At 53.1% G+C, this 409-nt stretch carries 1 rRNA gene (cut by a window edge); it reads right to left on the minus strand.

Annotated elements, in window-relative coordinates:
- Window positions 1–409, minus strand: a 16S ribosomal RNA gene (locus tag B2V17_RS03615) (its annotated part continues 428 nt past the right edge of the window); the annotation flags it as partial.

Raw genomic sequence — 409 nt, forward strand, 5'->3', positions numbered from 1 at the left:
TTTGCTCCCCACGCTTTCGCACCTCAGCGTCAATACTTGTCCAGTCAGTCGCCTTCGCCACTGGTGTTCTTCCGAATATCTACGAATTTCACCTCTACACTCGGAATTCCACTGACCTCTCCAAGATTCTAGCAACCTAGTTTCAAAGGCAGTTCCGGGGTTGAGCCCCGGGCTTTCACCTCTGACTTGAGTCGCCGCCTACGTGCGCTTTACGCCCAGTAATTCCGAACAACGCTAGCTCCCTCCGTATTACCGCGGCTGCTGGCACGGAGTTAGCCGGAGCTTATTCTCCAGGTACTGTCATTATCATCCCTGGTAAAAGAGCTTTACAACCCTAAGGCCTTCATCACTCACGCGGCATTGCTGGATCAGGCTTTCGCCCATTGTCCAATATTCCCCACTGCTGCCT

Origin of the sequence: Novosphingobium sp. UBA6272 (assembly GCF_002440635.1) — a bacterium.
GTDB lineage: Bacteria > Pseudomonadota > Alphaproteobacteria > Sphingomonadales > Sphingomonadaceae > Novosphingobium.